Source organism: Streptomyces kunmingensis, from assembly GCF_039533535.1.
Classification (GTDB): domain Bacteria; phylum Actinomycetota; class Actinomycetes; order Streptomycetales; family Streptomycetaceae; genus Streptomyces; species Streptomyces kunmingensis.
This window is the reverse complement of the sequence record NZ_BAAATS010000001.1, coordinates 84415-100392: the sequence shown is the minus strand read 5'-3', so window position 1 is coordinate 100392 and position 15978 is coordinate 84415. Positions and strand designations below refer to the sequence as shown.

The 15978-nt window shown below is 72.9% G+C and carries 19 protein-coding genes; 7 read left to right on the top strand and 12 right to left on the bottom strand.

Annotated elements, in window-relative coordinates:
• Nucleotides 1-166: 166 nt before the first annotated feature.
• From hisF to hisD, 8 genes are read right to left on the bottom strand one after another with little or no spacing between them, the layout of a single operon-like run.
• Nucleotides 167-922, bottom strand: a complete 756-nt coding sequence (gene hisF / locus ABD366_RS00450) for an imidazole glycerol phosphate synthase subunit HisF (RefSeq protein ID WP_324768302.1) — start codon at nucleotides 920-922, stop codon at nucleotides 167-169.
• The gene (locus tag ABD366_RS00445; protein ID WP_324768303.1) at nucleotides 919-1323 is read right to left on the bottom strand and encodes a RidA family protein; all 405 of its coding nucleotides are present in this window, start codon (nucleotides 1321-1323) and stop codon (nucleotides 919-921) included. The genes hisF and ABD366_RS00445 overlap by 4 nt, the downstream gene beginning before the upstream one ends.
• A complete protein-coding gene (priA, locus tag ABD366_RS00440; protein WP_324768305.1) occupies nucleotides 1320-2048 on the bottom strand; it encodes a bifunctional 1-(5-phosphoribosyl)-5-((5-phosphoribosylamino)methylideneamino)imidazole-4-carboxamide isomerase/phosphoribosylanthranilate isomerase PriA in 729 nt (242 codons plus the stop codon). Before priA ends, ABD366_RS00445 begins: the two co-directional genes overlap by 4 nt.
• Nucleotides 2048-2731: an imidazole glycerol phosphate synthase subunit HisH gene (gene hisH / locus ABD366_RS00435; RefSeq protein WP_324768306.1), complete on the bottom strand. Its 684-nt coding sequence runs from the start codon at nucleotides 2729-2731 to the stop codon at nucleotides 2048-2050. The genes priA and hisH overlap by 1 nt, the downstream gene beginning before the upstream one ends.
• 8 nt (nucleotides 2732-2739) lie before the next feature.
• Entirely contained in the window at nucleotides 2740-2904 is a 165-nt protein-coding gene (locus tag ABD366_RS00430; RefSeq protein ID WP_324768308.1) for a hypothetical protein, read from the bottom strand.
• Between the two features lie 2 nt (nucleotides 2905-2906).
• On the bottom strand, nucleotides 2907-3500 hold the full coding sequence (gene hisB / locus ABD366_RS00425) for an imidazoleglycerol-phosphate dehydratase HisB (RefSeq protein ID WP_324768309.1): 594 nt from the start codon (nucleotides 3498-3500) through the stop codon (nucleotides 2907-2909).
• A complete protein-coding gene (locus tag ABD366_RS00420) occupies nucleotides 3497-4615 on the bottom strand; it encodes a histidinol-phosphate transaminase (RefSeq protein ID WP_324768310.1) in 1119 nt (372 codons plus the stop codon). The genes hisB and ABD366_RS00420 overlap by 4 nt, the downstream gene beginning before the upstream one ends.
• A complete protein-coding gene (gene hisD / locus ABD366_RS00415) occupies nucleotides 4612-5934 on the bottom strand; it encodes a histidinol dehydrogenase (protein WP_324768311.1) in 1323 nt (440 codons plus the stop codon). Before hisD ends, ABD366_RS00420 begins: the two co-directional genes overlap by 4 nt.
• 269 nt (nucleotides 5935-6203) lie before the next feature.
• On the opposite strand from hisD, the gene ABD366_RS00410 reads away from it, so the two are divergent.
• The 6 genes from ABD366_RS00410 to ABD366_RS00390 all read left to right on the top strand — a co-directional run bounded on the left by ABD366_RS00410 (nucleotide 6204) and on the right by ABD366_RS00390 (nucleotide 11479).
• Nucleotides 6204-7718: an oxidoreductase gene (locus ABD366_RS00410; RefSeq protein WP_324768413.1), complete on the top strand. Its 1515-nt coding sequence runs from the start codon at nucleotides 6204-6206 to the stop codon at nucleotides 7716-7718.
• 153 nt (nucleotides 7719-7871) lie between these two features.
• A complete protein-coding gene (locus ABD366_RS00405) occupies nucleotides 7872-8840 on the top strand; it encodes a hypothetical protein (protein ID WP_411293686.1) in 969 nt (322 codons plus the stop codon).
• An 11-nt stretch (nucleotides 8841-8851) separates the two neighbouring features.
• The gene (locus ABD366_RS00400) at nucleotides 8852-9649 is read left to right on the top strand and encodes an LON peptidase substrate-binding domain-containing protein (protein WP_324768313.1); all 798 of its coding nucleotides are present in this window, start codon (nucleotides 8852-8854) and stop codon (nucleotides 9647-9649) included.
• A gap of 17 nt (nucleotides 9650-9666) precedes the next feature.
• Entirely contained in the window at nucleotides 9667-10170 is a 504-nt protein-coding gene (gene ybaK, locus ABD366_RS00395) for a Cys-tRNA(Pro) deacylase (RefSeq protein ID WP_324768314.1), read from the top strand.
• Nucleotides 10167-10286 (top strand): hypothetical protein, encoded by a 120-nt coding sequence (locus ABD366_RS43725; protein WP_486388814.1) that lies wholly within the window; start codon nucleotides 10167-10169, stop codon nucleotides 10284-10286. Before ybaK ends, ABD366_RS43725 begins: the two co-directional genes overlap by 4 nt.
• A 239-nt stretch (nucleotides 10287-10525) precedes the next feature.
• Nucleotides 10526-11479 carry a dihydrodipicolinate synthase family protein gene (locus ABD366_RS00390; protein WP_324768315.1) on the top strand — a complete coding sequence of 318 codons (954 nt, stop codon included), beginning with the start codon at nucleotides 10526-10528 and terminating at the stop codon, nucleotides 11477-11479.
• 11 nt (nucleotides 11480-11490) lie between these two features.
• Here ABD366_RS00390 and ABD366_RS00385 read toward each other — a convergent pair whose 3' ends face one another.
• From ABD366_RS00385 to ABD366_RS00370, 4 genes are all read right to left on the bottom strand, one after another.
• Entirely contained in the window at nucleotides 11491-12180 is a 690-nt protein-coding gene (locus ABD366_RS00385; protein WP_324768316.1) for a DUF2567 domain-containing protein, read from the bottom strand.
• A 34-nt stretch (nucleotides 12181-12214) separates the two neighbouring features.
• Nucleotides 12215-13042 (bottom strand): ABC transporter permease, encoded by an 828-nt coding sequence (locus ABD366_RS00380; RefSeq protein ID WP_324768318.1) that lies wholly within the window; start codon nucleotides 13040-13042, stop codon nucleotides 12215-12217.
• The gene (locus tag ABD366_RS00375; RefSeq protein ID WP_324768414.1) at nucleotides 13039-14019 is read right to left on the bottom strand and encodes an ABC transporter ATP-binding protein; all 981 of its coding nucleotides are present in this window, start codon (nucleotides 14017-14019) and stop codon (nucleotides 13039-13041) included. The genes ABD366_RS00380 and ABD366_RS00375 overlap by 4 nt, the downstream gene beginning before the upstream one ends.
• Nucleotides 14020-14191: 172 nt before the next feature.
• Nucleotides 14192-15442, bottom strand: coding sequence for an NYN domain-containing protein (locus tag ABD366_RS00370; protein ID WP_324768319.1), 1251 nt, complete (start codon nucleotides 15440-15442; stop codon nucleotides 14192-14194).
• Between the two features lie 286 nt (nucleotides 15443-15728).
• Between ABD366_RS00370 and ABD366_RS00365 the strand changes: the two genes are divergently transcribed.
• Complete coding sequence (locus ABD366_RS00365; RefSeq protein WP_324768321.1) at nucleotides 15729-15920, top strand: hypothetical protein; 192 nt, start codon at nucleotides 15729-15731, stop codon at nucleotides 15918-15920.
• The last annotated feature ends 58 nt before the right edge of the window (nucleotides 15921-15978 follow it).

Below are 15978 nucleotides of genomic sequence, written 5' to 3'. Positions count from 1 at the left end.
CGCGCCCCTGAGATGCGCACTGCGTGCGCCATCTCGGAGGGCGCGTGCAGCGCGCCTCATGGGGCTGCGGCGGAGCCGCATGCTCCAGGGGCGCGGGGAACTGCGCGACCAGCCACGACGCGATCCGCGGCCGGTGACGAGACAGCCCCCGGCAGACGGGCCCGCGCTACCGGACCGGATACCCCGCAGAGCGCAACGACCCCTTGACCTCACCGATCCGCAGATCCCCGAAGTGGAAGACCGACGCCGCGAGCACCGCATCGGCCCCCGCCCCCACCGCCGGGGCGAAGTGCCCCAACGCCCCCGCCCCACCGGACGCGATCACCGGCACGGACACGTGTCGACGAACCGCCTCGATCATCTCGATGTCGTAGCCGTCCTTCGTCCCGTCCGCGTCCATCGAGTTGAGCAGGATCTCCCCCGCCCCCAACTCCGCGGCCCGGTGCGCCCATTCGACCGCGTCGATGCCGGCGGAGCGGCGTCCGCCGTGGGTCGTGACCCCGAAGGAGCCCGACTCGGTGCGCCGCGCGTCGACGGAGAGCACGAGCACCTGCCGCCCGAACCGCTCCGCGATCTCCCGGATCAGCTCGGGCCGGGCGATGGCGGCGGTGTTCACCCCGACCTTGTCGGCTCCGGCGCGCAGCAGCTTGTCCACGTCGTCGGCGGTGCGGACGCCGCCGCCGACCGTGAGCGGGATGAAGACCTGCTCGGCGGTGCGGCGCACCACGTCGTACGTGGTCTCGCGGTTGCCGGAGGACGCCGTGATGTCCAGGAACGTCAGCTCGTCCGCGCCTTCGGCGTCGTAGACCTTCGCCATCTCGACGGGGTCGCCCGCGTCGCGCAGGTTCTGGAAGTTGACGCCCTTGACGACGCGGCCGTTGTCGACGTCGAGGCAGGGGATGACGCGTACGGCGAGACTCACTTGGTTTCTCCTGCGGGGCGGAACGCCTCCACCTCGACCTCGACGACCAGCGACGGGTCGACGAAGCCGGAGACGATCAGCATGGACGCGGCCGGGCGGACGGTGTCGAACAGCTCCTTGTGGGCCCGGCCGACCTCGTCCACGTCCCGCGCGTGCGTGAGGTACATGCGGGTGCGCACGATGTCGTCGCGGCCGAGGCCGAGCTGCCCGAGTGCCTGGATCGCCACGTTGAAGGCGTTCACGGCCTGCTCGTAGGGGCCGCCCTCGGCGATCTCCCCGTCGACTACGGACGTGCAGCCGGAGACGAGGACGAGACCGGTCGGCAGCTCGACGGCGCGCGCGTACCCGAAGTCCTCCTCCCAGGGGGCTCCGGACTGCACCCGGCGTACGGCGTCGCTCATGAGGAGACCGCCTCCAGCGCGGCCTCCAGGGTGAACGCCTTGGCGTACAGCGCCTTGCCGACGATCGAGCCCTCGACGCCCAGCGGGACGAGCTCGGCGATGGCGCGCAGGTCGTCGAGCGAGGACACGCCGCCCGAGGCCACGACAGGGCGGTCGGTGGCCGCGCAGACGGTGCGCAGCAGTTCCAGGTTCGGGCCCTGCAGCGTGCCGTCCTTGGCGATGTCCGTGACGACGTAGCGGGCGCAGCCCTCGGCGTTGAGGCGCTCGAGGGTCTCGTAGAGGTCGCCGCCGTCGCGGGTCCAGCCGCGGCCGCGCAGCGTCGTACCGCGGACGTCGAGGCCGACGGCGATCTTGTCGCCGTGCTCGGCGATGACCTTGGCGACCCACTCGGGGGTCTCCAGGGCGGCGGTGCCGAGGTTGACGCGGGTGCAGCCGGTGGCGAGGGCGGCGGCGAGGGTGTCGTCGTCGCGGATGCCGCCGGACAGCTCCACCTTGATGTCCATGGCGTCGGTGACGTCGCGGATCAGGGCGCGGTTGTCGCCGGTGCCGAACGCGGCGTCCAGGTCGACCAGGTGCAGCCACTCGGCGCCGGAGGACTGCCAGGCGAGGGCGGCCTCCAGCGGGGAGCCGTAGGAGGTCTCGCTGCCGGACTCGCCGTGCACGAGGCGGACGGCCTGCCCGTCGCGGACGTCGACGGCGGGGAGGAGTTCGAGCTTGGGAGCCATCAGAGGGTTCCGATCCAGTTCTTCAGCAGCTGGGCTCCGGCATCGCCGGACTTCTCGGGGTGGAACTGTGTCGCCCACAGTGCGCCGTTCTCCACGGCGGCGACGAAGGGCTCGCCGTGCGTGGCCCAGGTGACCTGCGGGGCGCGCAGATGCGGGTTGTGCACTTCCAGCTGCCAGTCCTGGACGGCGTAGGAGTGCACGAAGTAGTACCGCTCGTCGGCGTCGAGGCCGGCGAAGAGGGTGCTGTCCTCGGGCGCGCGGACGGTGTTCCAGCCCATGTGCGGGACGATGTCGGCCTTGAGCGGCTCGACGGCGCCGGGCCACTCGTCGAGGCCCTCGGTCTCGACGCCGTGCTCGATGCCGCGCGCGAAGAGGATCTGCATGCCGACGCAGATGCCCATGACGGGGCGTCCGCCGGACAGGCGGCGGCCGACGATCCAGTCGCCGCGGGCCTCTTTGAGGCCCTTCATGCAGGCGGCGAACGCGCCGACGCCGGGCACGAGCAGCCCGTCCGCGTTCATGGCCGTGTCGTAGTCGCGGGTGATCTCGACGTCGGCGCCCGCGCGGGCGAGGGCGCGCTCGGCGGACCGGACGTTCCCGAAGCCGTAGTCGAAGACGACGACTTTTTTACTCGCGGGACTCGAGGAATTCGCGGGACTCGCGGGATTCGAGGGAGAGGTCATGGCAGCTGTCAGTTCCAGTAGTCGAGTCGCAGCACACCGGCGACCAGGCACATGGCGGCGCTGATCGAGAGCAGGGTGATGAGGCTCTTGCCCATGCCCTGCTTGGCGAACGAGTAGACGCCGCCGAGCAGGAACAGGCCGATGACGATGAGGACGGTCGCGAGGCCGTTCATGGCTAGAGGGCGCCCTTCGTCGAAGGAAGGATGCCGGCGGCGCGCGGGTCCCGCTCGCTGGCGTAGCGCAGGGCGCGCGCGAGGGCCTTGAACTGGCACTCCACGATGTGGTGGGCGTTGCGCCCGTACGGCACGTGGACGTGGAGGGCGATCTGCGCCTGCGCGACGAAGGACTCCAGGATGTGCCGGGTCATCGTCGTGTCGTACTCGCCGATCATCGGCGCCATCTTCTCGGGCTCGGTGTGCACGAGGTAGGGGCGGCCGGAGAGGTCGACGGTGACCTGTGCAAGGGACTCGTCCAGCGGGACGGTGCAGTTGCCGAAGCGGTAGATGCCGACCTTGTCGCCGAGCGCCTGCTTGAAGGCGGCGCCGAGGGCGAGGGCGGTGTCCTCGATGGTGTGGTGCGAGTCGATGTGCAGGTCGCCCTCGGTCTTGACGGTGAGGTCGAAGAGGCCGTGCCGGCCGAGCTGGTCGAGCATGTGGTCGTAGAAGCCGACGCCGGTCGCCACCTCGACCTTGCCCGTGCCGTCCAGGTCGATCTCGACGAGGACCGAGGTCTCCTTCGTCGTCCGTTCCACGCGTCCGATGCGGCTCATGCGCCACGCTCCTGAGTGTTCATTTGGGCCTTCTTCACTTCGCGGGCCGCGTCCAGGAACGCGTCGTTCTCCTCGGGTGTGCCGACGGAGACCCGCAGTCGTCCCGGCACCCCGTTGTCACGGATGAGGACGCCGCGGTCGAGGATGAACTGCCAGACGGCGTGCGGGTCCTGGAAGACACCGAACTGGATGAAATTGGCGTCGGCGACCGTCACGTCGAAGCCGAGGCCCCGCAGCTCCTCGACGATGCGGTCGCGTTCGCCCTTGAGCTGCTCCACATAGCCGAGCAGGGTGTCGGTGTACTCCAGGGCGGCGAGCGCCGTGGCCTGGTTGACGGCCGACAAGTGGTAGGGCAGGCGCACCAGTTGGACGGCGTCGACCACGGCCGGGTCGGCGGCGAGGTAGCCGAGCCGGAGTCCGGCCGCGCCGAACGCCTTCGACATGGTCCGCGAGATGACGAGGTTCGGGCGGCCCTCGATCAGCGGGAGCAGCGAGTCGCCGTGGCTGAACTCGGTGTACGCCTCGTCGACGATCACTATCGCGTCCCGGCCGGCGGCCTCGTACAGGGCGAGGACGTCCTCGGCCGCGACCGCGTTACCGGTGGGGTTGTTCGGGCTGGTGATGAAGACGACGTGCGGCCGGTGCGTCCGGATCGCCTCGATCGCGCCGGGCACGTCGAGGGAGTAGTCGGCGGTGCGCGGGGCGGAGATCCAGCCGGTGTTCGTGCCGCGGGCGAGCAGCGGGTGCATGGAGTACGAGGGCTCGAAGCCGAGGGCGGTGCGGCCGGGGCCGCCGAACGCCTGGAGCAGCTGCTGGAGCACCTCGTTCGACCCGTTGGCCGCCCAGACCTGCTCGGTGGTGACCTCGTGCCCGGTGGTGCGGGTGAGGTACTTCGCCAGCTCGGTACGGAGCTCGACCGCGTCCCGGTCCGGGTAGCGGTTGAGGCTGCGGGCGGCGTCGGCGACGCGCTCGGCGATCCGCGCGACGAGCGGCTCGGGCAGCGGGTAGGGGTTCTCGTTCGTGTTCAGCCGGACGGGCACGTCCAGCTGGGGTGCGCCGTACGGGGACTTGCCGCGCAGCTCGTCCCGTACGGGGAGGTCGTCGATGCGGGTCACGCCGTGGGCACCTTCCAGCCGAAGCGGGCCTTGAGCGCGGCTCCGTGCGCGGGCAGGTCCTCGGCCTCGGAGAGGGTCACCACGTGCTGGGTGATCTCGGCGAGGGCGTCGCGGGTGTAGTCCACGACGTGGATGCCGCGCAGGAAGGACTGCACGGACAGGCCCGAGGAGTGGCAGGCGCAGCCACCCGTGGGCAGGACGTGGTTCGACCCCGCCGCGTAGTCGCCCAGCGAGACCGGGGAGTACGGGCCGACGAACACGGCGCCGGCGTTGCGCACCTTTTCGGCCACGGCGGCCGCGTCGGCGGTCTGGATCTCCAGGTGCTCGGCCCCGTAGGCGTTGACGACCGCGAGGCCGTCGTCGATGGAGTCGACGAGGACGATCGCGGACTGCTTGCCGGCGAGCGCGGGCTCGATCCGCTCCTCGCGGTGCTTGGCGACCGCGACCTGCGCCTGAAGCTCCTTGGCCACCCCGGTCGCCAGCTCCTCGCTGTCGGTGACCAGGACGGAGGCGGCGAGCGGGTCGTGCTCGGCCTGGCTGATCAGGTCGGCGGCGACGTGCACGGGGTCGGCGGTGGCGTCGGCGAGGACGGCGATCTCGGTGGGTCCCGCCTCGGAGTCGATGCCGATGACGCCGGTGAAGAAGCGCTTGGCGGCGGCCACCCAGATGTTGCCGGGGCCCATCACCATCGGGGCGGGCGGGCAGGACTCGGTGCCGTACGCGAACATCGCGACGGCGGTGGCGCCGCCGGCCGCGTACACCTCGTCGACGCCGAGCAGCGCGCAGGCGGCCAGGATCGTCGGGTGCGGCAGGCCGCCGAACTCCTTCTGGGCCGGTGAGGCGAGGGCGATCGAGGGGACCTCGGCCTCCTGCGCCGGGACCACGTCCATGATCACCGAGGACGGGTAGACGGCGCGGCCACCGGGCGCGTACAGCCCGACGCGGTCCACCGGGACCCACTTCTCGGTGACCGTGCCACCCGGCACGACCTGCGTGGTCTCGGTCGTGCGGCGCTGGGCGCGGTGCACGATCCTGGCGCGCCGGATCGATTCCTCCAGGGCGGCCCGGACATCCGGGTCCAGGGTCGTCAGGGCCTCGGCGATCGCCTCGGCCGGGACCCGCACGTTCTTCAGCGCGACCCCGTCGAACTTCTGCGCGAAGTCGATCAGCGCCGCGTCGCCACGATGATGTACGTCCTCGCAGATCGGCCGCACCTTTTTCAGGGCGGCCGTGACGTCGAAGTCGGCACGGGGCAGCAGCGAGCGCAGGGCCTGACCCTCGGGGAGGGCGGCGCCGCGCAGATCGATTCGAGAGATCACATGGCAATTCTCTCAGACGCCGGATCGGCACCGGCGGCCCGTATCAATGGCTGATACACGACCTGTTTCGGCCGTTGTACCGGCGCGGGACCAGGGACCTTCACCGCTAGCGTTCAGACGGTCACCCAGCGGGCATGAACGGTTGTACGAAACCCGCGAGTAGTAGGTGACCGAGGGGTGCACGGGGAAGAAGGGCATGCGTGGTCGATGTGACGACCGACAGTGGCGAAGGGGATGTGCCGGACGGGCTGACCGCCGCGGAAGCGGGCATGTGGCTGGCCTTTCGCAACGGCACCGTCTACGACCTGCGCAGCGGGGTCTCGGCCGAGGACGACCCGCACGGCGGGCACGCCTGGGGCCCCGAGCGCAGCGTGCGGGCGCGGATCGTGGCCTGGCTGCTGCTCGACGGGCCGCCCGCCCTCTCCGGCCGCGTCTCGTCCCTGAAGCTGTACGGCATCCAGATCACGGACGTGCTGGACCTCGCGGGCGGCACGATCGATCCGTACCTGGAGCTGAAGCAGTGCCGCTTCGAGAAGGAGGTGCTGCTGCCCGAGGCGCAGTTCACGACGGTCCGGCTCATCGACTGCTCGGTGCCGCGGCTCGAGGGCGCCCGGGTGCGCACCCAGGGCGATCTGCACCTGCCGCGCTGCCGCTTCCACCACGGCATCCGGCTGACCGACGCCCACATCGGCACGGACCTGCTGCTCAACCAGGCCGTCGTCTTCCGCGACCGGCGCGGCAAGTCGGTCATGGCGGACGGGCTGACGGTGGGGCAGGACCTCCAGGCCGAGATGGTGGAGACGCACGGAGAGGTCAGCCTGCGCGGCGCCACGGTCGGCGTCTCGCTCTCGCTGCGCGGCAGCCGGCTCAGCAACACGCAGGGCCGCAACGCCCTGAACGCCCCGCAGATGACCGTCGAGCGCACGCTGTACCTGACTCCCGCGGGGCTCGGCACTCCGCTGCTGGCCGGTGGCGTCACCCCCGCGCGCGGCACCCGCGTGCAGCGCTTCAGTTGCGTGGGCGGCGTCCGGCTCGACGACGGGCGGTTCGGCGACGCGGTCGACCTGGACTCGGCACTCTTCGTCCTGGAGAACGACCAGGAGATCTCGATGCGCCGCCTCCAGACGCCCGAGCTGCGCTTCCTGGGTGAGCGGCCGCAGCGCGGGCGGGTCGTGCTGTCCGGCGCGAAGATCGTCAACCTGGTCGACAAGTGGGCGGCCTGGCCCGGCCCGGGGCAGCTGCGGATGGGCGGATTCACATACGAGAACCTCATCCCGCTCGGCCCCTTCCCGCTCGTGCGGCGGCTGGAGTGGCTCGCCGCCTCGACCCCCGAGTACAACCCGGAACCGTACGAACGGTTCGCCGCGGTGCTGCGCAACAGCGGCGAGGACTCCGACGCCCGCGAGGTGCTGCTCGCCAAGCAGCGGCGCCGCCGCGAGACGCTGCCGCCCGCCGCGAAGGTGTGGGGCTACCTCCAGGACTGGACGGTGGCCTACGGCTACCGGCCGGGCCGGGCCGCGGTCTGGATGGCGGTGCTCTGGGCGGTCGGCGCGTTCGCGTTCAGCCGTGCCTCCCATCCGCCGATCAAGGCGGGCGAGGGCCCGCAGTGGAACGCGACCCTGTTCGCCCTCGACCTCCTGTTGCCGGTGATCGACCTCGGCCAGTCCAGCAGCTGGCAACTGCGCGGCGGCTGGCAGTGGGCGGCGGCGGCCATGGTGCTGCTCGGCTGGATCCTGGCGACGACGGTGGCGGCGGGCACGACGCGGCTGCTGCGCCGCAACTAGGGCGCCGGTGAGGGCGGGCCTGCCGAAACCGTTACCGCCGCGTGAGCAACCATCGGCCCTTCCCGGCCGTCATCCCAGCGCGATCACCCGTTCCGTACGCGCGTAGAGGAGGCAGCCGTGCCGTTCCTGCGTGCCTTCGTACGGACCGCCCGCATGATCCGTCACACCGGTGTCCTGGCCGCGGGCCTGCCACCGGACGAGGAGGTCCTCCTCGACGCCCCGGACGAGCGCCTCGCGCCCGCCCTGGTCGCCGCGGGCGGCGGCGAGTACGGCCCGGCCGCCAAGGTCCTCGCCCACACGCGCGAGGCGGCCGAGTGGGAGAACCGCGACCGCTACGTGCGGCGCCTCGCCGCGTTCGCCGCGTCCCGCACCGAATGGTTCGACGCCTGGCAGGATGCCTCCCCGCACGACCCCGACCTGCTCCTCGTCAAGGCCGAGCTGGCCGTGGACCGCGCCTTCGGCTCTCCCGCCCGCGCCGAGCTGCTGCGCGAGGTCGGCCCGCTGATCGTGGCCGCAGCCGAGGCCGAGCCCGGCGACCCGGTGCCCTGGCGGGTGGCCCTGGACCACGCGCGCGGCACGAACGCCCCGCACACCGACTTCGAGGACGTGTGGGCCCAGGCGGTACGCCGCTCCCCGCACCACTACGGCTGTCACGTCGCGGCGCTGCGGTATTTGTCTGCGGCCTGGTACGGCTCGCACGCCGAGTGCTTCGACTTCGCCGAGCGCGCCGCGCAGGACGCCCTGCCCGGCTCCCTGCTGCACGCCCTGCCCGCGCGCGCGGCCTTCGCGTACCTGACGGCGCGCTCCCCGCAGGGCGTTCCGCGGGCCCGCCTCGACGCCGCCGCCGACCTCGCGATCGAGCTGTCCCGTACGTACGGCGCGGCCGACCCCTGGCCCGCGGAGGTCCGCAATCTGGTGGTCTGCGTCCTCATCGAGCTGGAGCGCTGGCCGGACGCCCTGGAGCAGTTGCGGCTGCTCGGCCCGTACGCGACGTCGTTCCCCTGGGACCGGCTGGCGGAGGATCCGCTGGACCGGTTCCTGGAGCTGCGCGACGGGGTCCGCCTGGAGGTCGCGGCCACGCTCCCGCTGCGCGGCGGACCGGCCCGCCCGGGCGCCCATTAGGCTTGAGTGTCGTGACCACCGTCCGGCTTCCGCTCTTCCCGCTCAACTCGGTGCTGTTCCCGGGGCTCGTGCTCCCGCTGAACGTCTTCGAGGAGCGTTATCGCGCCCTGATGCGCGACCTGTTGAAGGCGTCCCCCGATGACCCGACCGCCGCCCCCGACGACATCGACGCCGATCCGGCCGTCTCCGACGAGCCGCGCCGGTTCGCCGTCGTCGCGATCCGTGACGGCCACGAGGTCGCGCCGAGCGCCTCCGGCATGCCGGACGACATCACCACCAAGGAGGCCGGCGCGGGCCCCGCGGCCGGTTTCGGCGACGACCCGCTGTCGTCGTTCCACGGCACGGGCTGCGTCGCGGACGCGGCGACGATCCGCGAGCGCGCCGACGGCAGCTTCGAGGTCCTGGCCACCGGCACCCGCCGGGTGAAGCTGCTCTCGGTGGACGCCTCGGGCGCCTATCTGACCGCCGAGGTCGAGGAGCTGCCCGAGGAGGACGGCGACGAGGCGGGCGCCCTGGCGGAGGGCGTGCTGCGCGCGTTCCGCTCGTACCAGAAGCGGCTGGCGGGGGCCCGCGAGCGGTCCCTGGCGACGGGCGCCGAGCTGCCCGACGACCCGTCGGTGGTGTCGTACCTGGTGGCCGCGGCCGCGGTGCTCGACGTACCGACCAAGCAGCGGTTGCTCCAGGCTCCGGACGCGGCGTCCCGGCTGCGCGACGAGCTGAAGCTGCTGCGCGGCGAGACGGCGATCATCCGGCATCTCCCGTCGCTGCCCGCGACGGACCTGACGAGACAGGCGACCAGCCTCAACTGACGTAGGGGACCAGCACGTTGGCGAAGAAGGCCAAGAAGCAGCAGCAGTCCGCGGGCACCCCCGCCACGGTGGCGCTGACCGCCGCGGGCACGGCGTTCACGGTGCACGCCTACGACCACGACCCGTCGCACCCCTCGTACGGCGAGGAGGCCGCCGAGGCGATGGGCGTCTCCCCCGACCGGGTCTTCAAGACGCTCGTCGCGGACGTCGACGGACAGCTGACCGTGGCGGTCGTGCCGGTGGCGGGCCAGCTCGACCTCAAAGCCCTGGCGGCCGCGGTCGGCGGCAAGCGGGCCGCGATGGCCGACCCGGCGCTCGCCGAGCGCACCACCGGTTACGTCCGGGGCGGGATCTCCCCGCTCGGCCAGCGCAAGAAGCTGCGTACGGTCGTCGACTCCTCGGCCGGGCAGCACGCGACGATCTGTGTCTCCGCGGGCCGCAGGGGCCTCGAGGTCGAGCTCGCCCCGGGCGACCTGGCCGCGCTCACCGACGCCGTGCTCGCTCCCGTCGGACGCGCGTGACCCCTCGACGTGCCGGGCCGCTTCGGCTAAGCACCAAGGACATGTCGAAGAAGACGCGCAAGCGCAAGTGGCGGATCAAGAAGGGCAAGGCCAACCACGGGCGTCGGCCCGCCTGAGAGCCTGCCCCTGACGAGCAGCGCGAGTACGACCGGCCGCGGAGACGCCGGACGCGCCGAGGCGCGACGGTCTCCGCGGCCGTCCGCGGCCGCCGCGTTCCCGGGCCGGGCCGCTCTCCTGGCGCACCCTTGACACCGCCGAGGCCGGTACCGCACTGTCACCCTAAACATGGGACGTCCTACGTCCCGACGGATCCCCGCCCTGCCCGCCCGCCGACCTGCTCAGGGAGACCACCGCCATGACTCTCCGCGCCCCGTTCCCCGCCCCCTTCCGCGGCGTCGTCCCCCCGCTGGTCACGCCGCTCACGCCGGAGGGCGAGGTGGACGTCGACTCGGTGCGGCGGCTGGCCGGACATCTCCTCGACGCCGGGGTGCACGGCCTGTTCCTGCTGGGCTCCAGCGGCGAGGCCGCCTACCTCACGGACATCCAGCGGCGCACCGCGCTGGAGGCCGCGGTGGAGGCGGCGGCCGGCCGGGTCCCGGTGCTCGCGGGCGTCATCGAGACGACGACCGCACGGGTCCTCGACCGGGCGAAGGACGCGGTGAAGGCCGGCGCGGACGCGCTCGTGGCGACCGCGCCGTTCTACACGCGCACGCACCCCGCCGAGATCGCCGACCACTTCCGGCGGCTCCGGGCCGGCGCGGACCTGCCGGTGTTCGCCTACGACATCCCGGCCGCCGTACACACCAAGCTGAGCCGCGACACGGTCCTGGCCCTGGCCGCCGACGGCACGCTCGCCGGGCTCAAGGACTCCAGCGGCGACGAGGGCTCCCTGCGCCGCCTGCTCCCCGCACTGCGCGCGGCCGCCCCCGCCTTCTCGGTGCTCACCGGCGCCGAACTCACGGTGGACGGCGCCCTGCTCGCCGGCGTCGACGGCGTCGTCCCGGGCCTCGGCAATGTGGACGCCCACGGCTACGTACGTCTCTACGAGGCCGCCCGCGCCGGCGACTGGGACACCGCCCGGCGCGAACAGGACCGCCTCGCCGCGCTGTTCGCGATCGTCGACGCCGGGGACCCGGCCCGGATGGGCGGCTCGTCCTCGGCGCTCGGCGCGTTCAAGGCGGCCGTCCACCTCCGGGGAATCATCGACTGCCCGGCCACGGCGGCGCCGCAGGTCCCGCTGGGCGAGGCCGAGTTCGCGCACGTACGGAGCCGGCTCGGCGAGGCGGGGCTGCTCCCCGAAGGGGCGTGACCCTCGGTCCTTCAGGCCTGGGTGCTGCCCGGCGGTTCCTCGGCGGCCCGCGGAGCGTGGTCGTAGTAACCGGCGTACGGATCGGGGTCCCGGGGCCCGAACAGCCCCGTGAGTCCGAGGTGGACCACCAGCGCGGCCAGCGGCCACGCGAGCAGCGCCCCCTTGGCCTTGAGTTCGAGAGGCGCGTCGAACACCACGCCCTTGCCGACCTCCTTGGCATGCGCGGCCACGTCCTGCGCGGGGCCGAGCCAGATCCCGAACCGCCAGGCGAGCAGGCCGCCGAGCAGGCTTCCCAGGGCGAGCCCCACGACCAGGGGGATGCCTCCGCGCTTGCGCCACAGGAAGACCACGAGCCCGCTCACCGCACCGAACGCGAGCCCGAGCAGGGTGAACGTCCCGTCGACCCCGACGGCCTGCTCCCCCTCGGTGTCCTTGAGGTAGACCGCCGTGCTGTCCGACACCAGCGGGATCCGCGGCGCGAGCCACAGCCACAGCGCCCCGAGCAGCAGCCCGACGAGCGCGACACCCAACGTCACCGATGCGGCCTCACGCAGCTCGGCCCGCAGCCCGGGCCCGTCCTTCTCGGGAGCGGGCGGCGCGGGGGGCAGATGTCCCGTCATGGGGTCGGGGGCCTGCCACGGGTCACTGTGCCCGTTGTTGTGCGGGGGCTGATGGGGCGGCGGCGTCAGCGGTGCGGTCACCCTGCCATCGTGCCAGGCGTACCTGGCGGGCGCGTCACCGGACGGCAGCCCGGCGATAGGCCCATGTGGCGACGGCCAGCGAGGCGACGCCGACCGCGGCGCAGACACCCAGGTCGAGCAGGACGGTGGGCCAGTCGGGACGGTCCCCGAAGGTCCGCGCGAAGGCCTCGACGCCGTACGTCGAGGGCAGCAGATCCCGCGCGTACTGCACGACCTGCGGCATCCGGTCGGCGGGCAGCACGCCGAGCAGCAGCGCCGCCGACATGCCCAACTGGCCGAGCAGCGTGGCCAGCTCCGGCCGTGGCGCGAGCAGTCCGAGGGCGGCGCCGAGTCCGGCCAGGGCGGCGCCGGCCAGCGGGATCACGGCGACGAGCACCCAGAGATGGGTCAGCGGCAGGTCGAACATGGCGCAGCCGGCGACCGCGGTGACCACGGTGCCGGGCACGGTGAACGAGGCGTACGCGCCCGCGGCGCCGAGGACCACGGAGGCGGGCGGCACGGGCAGCGTCGCGTAGTGGTCGAGCCCGCCGGCCGCGCGCAGCTGCCCGAAGTACTGGGCGAGGAGGTTGAGCGCGACGAACGCGACGACCAGGACCGCGGAGCCCGCGACGACGGCGCGGGCCTCGGTGCCGCCCTGGTCGACGACGCCGCGCATGAGGATCATGATGCCGATGGACTGGAAGGTCGCCACGAACAGCAGCGGGATGCGGGCCACCCGGGCCCGGGAGAGCTGGGCGCGGTAGACCGCGGCGAGCGACGGCAGGAATCTGGCCCGGGGCGCGAGCCCGTCGTCGACGGTCACGGCCGGCGGCTGCTGCCCGCCGGTGCGCTCCCGCACGGCTTCGGCGGATACGGCGGTCATGCCTTCACCAGGCCCTTCACGCTGCTGCGGCTGCCGCCGAGTGCCAGATACACGTCCTCCAGGCTCGGGGTGGCGAGCGTGAAGTCGTCGAGGTGGTCGAAGGCCGGGCCGCCGGTGACGGCGGCGACGGCGGCGCGGGCCGCGTCCGGGGCGAGCCGGAGCGACCAGCGCCGTCCGGACTCCACCGCGTGCTCGCGCAGCCCGGCGACCTCCGGCAGATGCACCGGCGCCTCCTGGCGCCACACCAGCTCGACCCGCACCTCACCGGCGACGCGGTCCTTGAGCCCGGCCGGGGAGTCGCAGGCGATGACCCGTCCCGCGTCGAGCACGGCGACGCGGTCGAGGACGGTCTCGGCCTCGATGACGTTGTGCGTGACCAGCAGGACGGTCGTCCCGCGCTGTGCCCGGCGCCGGTCCACCGCGGCCCATACGGCCCGCCGCGCGACGGGGTCCATGCCGGTCGTCGGCTCGTCGAGCACGAGCAGGGGCCGCTCGCCGACCAGCGCGGCGGCGAAACAGGCGAGGCGCCGCTGCCCGCCCGAGAGCTTCTTGAGCGGACGCGCGGCGAGCGGGGTGAGCCCCAGCTCCTCCAGTACGTCGTCCCGCTCGGCCCGGGCGTCCTTGAGGGCGAGGCCGCGCAGCCGCCCGGTGGTCTCGGCGGCGAGCGAGACGGTCAGCTCGTCGAGGGCGGTCGACTCCTGGCCGAGGTAGGCGAGGATCCGCGCGGCCCGCTCCGGGTGGCGCACGATGTCGTGCCCGAGGATCTCCACGCTGCCGGCGTCGGGCCGCATCAGCCCGGTCAGCTGCCGTACGAGAGTGGACTTACCGGCGCCGTTCGGCCCGAGCAGCCCGAAGATCTCGCCGCGCCGGATGGTGAGCCGTACGTCGTCGGTGGCGCGCACCGGGGGGATGCCGGGCGCCCCGCGCCGCCCGCGCACGGCGGGATAGGTCTTGCTGAGGCCCCGCACCGCGCACACCACAGCGTCCCGTTTATGGTCCGGGGCGGCTCCATCGGTGCGCGTACTCACGAGGAACGAGAGTACGGGGTCCGGCCCGCCCCATTGCGCGCGGGGCCGGACAAATGAGGCGGGCGTCGGCGTCGCGGCGGCGCGGACGGCAGCCGACGGCCGGTCCGACGTGCGGGGGACGTCACTCTCCCGCGGTCGCGTGCTCCGCGGTGCGCACGTCGATCTCGCGCCAGAATCCGGCCCGGATCGCGTACCGGTCGTGCTCGTCGATCTGGTCGTCCTTGTGGGCGAGGAGCCCGAACCGCGCCGCGTACCTGAGCAGCTCCCCGTCGATGCGGTGGGGCACCCGCGGGTACATGGTCGCCAGCTTCGAGAACTGCACGGTGTCGGCGAGGCGTGCCATCCACCGGCGGGCGAAGACCTGGCCCACCTCGTAGGGGTCGCCGCTGACCGCGGTGATGTCCTCCTCGCGGTCGGCCCACCGCTGCTCGGCGGTGGTGAGCTGGGCGAGGGTGGGCAGGGAGGCCGCCTCCGGGGGCTCGCCGCCGCTTCCGGGGCCGCCGGGGCGCTCCACCCAGCCCTTGTCGGAGGACCAGCGCAGGGTCGCGCTCGTGGGGTGCTGCGCGGCCGCCGGCGCGGTCCCTGTGCCGGGTCCGCGCAGCGCGGCCAGGTCCTTCGGGGTGGGGACGCCCTTGGCGGCGCCGGACCGGTCCTCCGCGTCGCTCTCGGGCCGGGCGGCGGGCGCGTGCTGTGCGGGCGGGGTGTCCACGCCGTCGTCGACAGGGCGTCCGGCCGGGGCGGGGGCGGACTCGGGCAGGGGCGCGGAGAGGATCGCGGCGATCTCGGGGCGCGGCACGGACTGCGGGGCGCAGATGCCGCCGAGCTCCTTGGCGCGGACGGCCTTGGTGATCCAGGTCCGGTCGAGCACGCGGCGCTCGTCGGCCTCGGCGACGAGGTCCTCGGACTGGTTGTAATCGCCGTCGGCGGCCTGCACGGCCCACAGGTGGACGGCGACGCCGTGCTCCTTGGCGGCCATCATGCCGGGCAGCAGATCGCCGTCGCCGGTCACGAGGACCACGTCCGAGCAGGCCCGGTTGCGGGCGAGCTCGGTCAGCTCGGCGTGCATGGCCGCGTCGACGCCCTTCTGTGCCCAGCGGCCGTCGCTGCGGGTCAGGGCGCCGAGCCGGACGGTGACCCGGGGCATGACGCGCAGCCTGCGGTGCTCGGGCTGCGGGACGCGGTCGGGGGCGCCGTCGAACCAGTAGATGCGCAGGAGCTGGCGCTCGGTCTCGGTCTCGGCGCGGTCGCGCAGGCCCTGGATGAGGGCGGTGTGATCGACGTGGATCCGGGAGCGGGAGGGCTCGCCCGCGAGGAGGCTGGCGGCGGCCCCCAGAAGATATCCGGCATCCACCAGGACGATGCAGCGGTCCACGCGATCCACCCTCTTTCGCCGACTTACGACAGTCCGGACGCGCTCACGGGGCGGCGCCCGCGTATTCGCTTCGGGTTTCCTTCGAGTCTGCCCGACCGCGCTGGGGTTAACGGCCCGAACTCGATCTTCGGCGTGGCGGATGCGGTGAACGCGGGAGGCGTGCGCCCCTATCCCCCGTGTTACACACGGTAATTGCCCGATATGCGATCTTTATCAGGCTATGTGAATCTGAACGCGAACCTGGCCCCGAGATCTCCCAATCTCCCCCCATAGGAGGCAGATCAATATGGCCAAGAACAAGAACCGCAAGCAGGGCGGCCAGCAGAACCGCGCGTCCCAGGCCGAGCTGTCGCAGGAGCAGTCCAAGTCGGCGCTCCCGGAGTCCCAGCCGCAGGCGCAGGCGACGATGGAGCCGCAGATCATGGGCAACCCGTCGGACGTCGCCCGTAAGCACCAGAAGCGCTTCGGTCACAACTGACGCACCGCTTAAAGCAATTGGCACGTAGCGAGGGGCGCACTCCAGGATCCGGGGTGCG